This is a genomic window from Mycobacterium sp. (assembly GCF_036488105.1).
In the GTDB taxonomy this organism is placed as follows: domain Bacteria; phylum Actinomycetota; class Actinomycetes; order Mycobacteriales; family Mycobacteriaceae; genus Mycobacterium.
This window is the reverse complement of record NZ_DASXHW010000350.1, coordinates 1-2,853: the sequence shown is the minus strand read 5'-3', so window position 1 is coordinate 2,853 and position 2,853 is coordinate 1. Positions and strand designations below refer to the sequence as shown.

General features: G+C 65.4%; 3 protein-coding genes and 1 pseudogene. All 4 read right to left on the bottom strand.

The annotated features are described in order from the left end of the window. A pseudogene (locus tag VGH54_RS18645) lies at positions 1–204 on the bottom strand (hypothetical protein); the annotation flags it as partial. A 2-nt stretch (positions 205–206) separates the two neighbouring features. Then, entirely contained in the window at positions 207–764 is a 558-nt protein-coding gene (locus VGH54_RS18640; RefSeq protein WP_331513558.1) for an FAS1-like dehydratase domain-containing protein, read from the bottom strand. Further along, positions 737–1,147 carry a nuclear transport factor 2 family protein gene (locus VGH54_RS18635; protein WP_331513557.1) on the bottom strand — a complete coding sequence of 137 codons (411 nt, stop codon included), beginning with the start codon at positions 1,145–1,147 and terminating at the stop codon, positions 737–739. The genes VGH54_RS18640 and VGH54_RS18635 overlap by 28 nt, the downstream gene beginning before the upstream one ends. A gap of 17 nt (positions 1,148–1,164) precedes the next feature. After that, positions 1,165–2,763 carry an AMP-binding protein gene (locus VGH54_RS18630; protein WP_331513556.1) on the bottom strand — a complete coding sequence of 533 codons (1,599 nt, stop codon included), beginning with the start codon at positions 2,761–2,763 and terminating at the stop codon, positions 1,165–1,167. Positions 2,764–2,853: the final 90 nt, after the last annotated feature.

Below are 2,853 nucleotides of genomic sequence, written 5' to 3'. Positions count from 1 at the left end.
GGTTGCGATGCGATCGGCGAAGCCGGCGAGGTGCATGGTGTTCACGAAAATTGCTGGGTGGCCCTGGTCCGCAGCGTAATTCGGGTCGAAGTGGCCCGGGAAGTAGTCCCAGGTGGATCCGGAGTTCATCACCACGCGCTGATAGCTGATCTCATCGCGGACCTCGGGCAATTCCGTCGGGACGCTGACCTGGTCCCAGTTCAGCGTCACGCCGCCGCCGCCGGGGTGAAGCGGAACAGAGTGTTCCGGTTTGTCGCGACGACCGTGCCGTCTTGGCGGGTGAAGGTGTCCAGGGTTTCGATGAAGTGGCCGGCACCGAGCTTGCTCTGCTTCTCCGGCGACACCGACACCACTTGTTCGACAATGGTGAGCCGGTCCCCGTCGAGGATGGGCAGCGGAAATTCCGCATCGTTGGCGGCATTCACGATTGTGGTGCCGGGCAGCGGAACCCGGAGCGCGATCGCCGCGACCGGCGGCCGTCCGCCCGGTTCCCACGGCAGCGGAACCAGCCAGCCCATCAGCAGTGCCGGCGGCGCCAGCAGCCCTCCCCAGGTCTTCGTCGCGAAGTCAGCGTCCCAGTACGACGGGTTACCGTCTTGCACTGTGGCAGCGAACATTTGGATCCGCGCCGCGCTGACCACAGTTCCCGCGACCCGCGGCTCAGACGCCATCCCGACCATGCGCAGGGCATCCTCGTAGGTACCGAACGCTAGCTCGTAGCTGATGGGAGTCGACGTCACGCCGAGACCGACACCGAATCCCATTGGAGTTCTCGTGATGTGAAGTACCAGCCGCCGCGCTCGTAGATCAGCTGATCGCGATAACTTCCGGTGGCACGCAACGTGGTGCCGTCGCCCGTCGCGGAGAACAACAGGGCCACGCAGCGCTGGGTCGCATTGACTCCGTCGACGCTGATCTCGTGGTCGACGGCCACCAGGCGCCCCTTGTCGCCGTCGAAAGCCTGACGCAGATCGGTGAATTCCGTCCCGTCACGAGTGAAACGGGCGCCGGCGTGGCGGAAGGTCGCAATCCATCCGTTACGGTCGCCTTCGGAAAAGCATCGATTGTGCCGTGCCGTCAGGTTCAAGATGGCGTCGCGGCCAACCGAACCGTCGAGGACGTATTGCTGCTGGTAAGTCATGGCCATCTGTAATTCTCCCTGTCTCAACGGCTGACGATGTAGCCGTGACTTTCACGGTCCCAGGCGGCGGATCCAACACCTCTGGCGCGAAGAACATCTTTGCGGACCCGTCCGATAATGGTCTTCGGCAGCTCGCTGACGATCTCGACGTATCGCGGCACCGAGAAGTACGGCATCCGGGCGCCGCAAAAGTCCAGCAGCTCTGCGTAATTTAGGTCGCGATCCGGTTGCACGGTGACGAACAGCAGGATGTCGTCCTCACCCAGGTCGCTGGGCACGCCGATCACCGCGGCCTCGAGCACGGCCGGATGCGCCGTGACCACGGTCTCGAGCTCGACCGACGAGATGTTCTCCCCACGGCGGCGCAACGAATCCTTCACCCGGTCGACGTACGTGAGGTTCCGGTCGTTATCCAGCACACCGAGGTCTCCGGTTCGAAACCACGCCGGATGCGGGTCGACAGCCAGGCCCGAAGCGTTCACGTAGCCCTCGCTCATCATGTGCGGGTAGCGAGGGCGGCACGCGATCTCGCCCACGGCGCCCTCCGGGAGCGGCTCGCCGTCCGGGTCGACGATTCGCACCTCGAAGTTTGGATTCGGCCGGCCTGACGTCCCTGGCACCCCTGCCTCGGCAACGCTTTTGACCGCGATCGGGAAGGCTTCGGTCAGGCCGTACATGGTGACGATTCGGCATCGGTAACGCTTTTCGATGTCGCGGTACACCCCAGCGGCGATCGGCGCGGCCGAGATGAAACGCAGCGGCAGCTGCGCATCCCGCGGATCCGGCGGCTGATTCCACAACATCGTGACCATCGCGCCGGCGCCGACGAACCCCACGGCGCCGCAGGCTCGCACCTCGTCCCAGACCGAGGCCGGGTGAAAGGTGGGCGCCAATACCGTGGTCCCGCCGACCAGCATCGGTGCCAGCACCGCCGGCGCGGCGCTGAGGTGAAACAACGGCATTGCCGTCCACAGCGCCTCGCCGGGTTCGAAGTCCCAGGCCGACACCGCCGTCGCGGCCGTGGTGAACAAGTAGTGCCACGTGGTGGCGACGGCCTTTGATGCCCCGGTCGTTCCCGACGTGAAGAAGAATGAACCGATGTCCGCGACGTCGCCGACGTGTTCGTCGACGGTGCCCGGGTGTCCGTCGAGGCAATCGTCTTGCACGACAATGCTCGCGAGCCCCGGCAGTTGATCGGCTATTTCGGCGACGCGTGGCTGGCGCTCCGCGTCGGTGACAATCACCTTCGCCCGCGACAGCCGGAGTGCATGTAGCAGAAAGTCGCCCTTATTGGCCGCGTTCACCGCGGCGGCCACCGCGCCGACGCGTCCGGCACCCAGCCAGAAGTAGATCCACTCCGGGCAGGTCCCGGCGAACAACGCGACGCAATCGCCCGGTCCGATACCCAAGTCCAGCAGCGCATTAGCGGCCGCACAGGATCGCTGCCGCATCTGCTCGAAGGTCACGTCGATGCCGCCGATCGACATCATCACCCGGTCGGGGAACTGCTCGGCACGACGATCGAGCACCGCGGCGACACTGAATCGCTCGACCCCGAAATCAGCTGGGCTGATGGGCTTTCCGTCGCATGCGGGTGCCGCCCCAACCGGCACGCGGGACATCAGGCTCCTGCAGCCGCCGGGTCCGGATCACCGTTGGCGGTGTAGCCGAAGTCGTCCCGCGCAGCCTCTTCACCCGGGTAGAAGCGATGC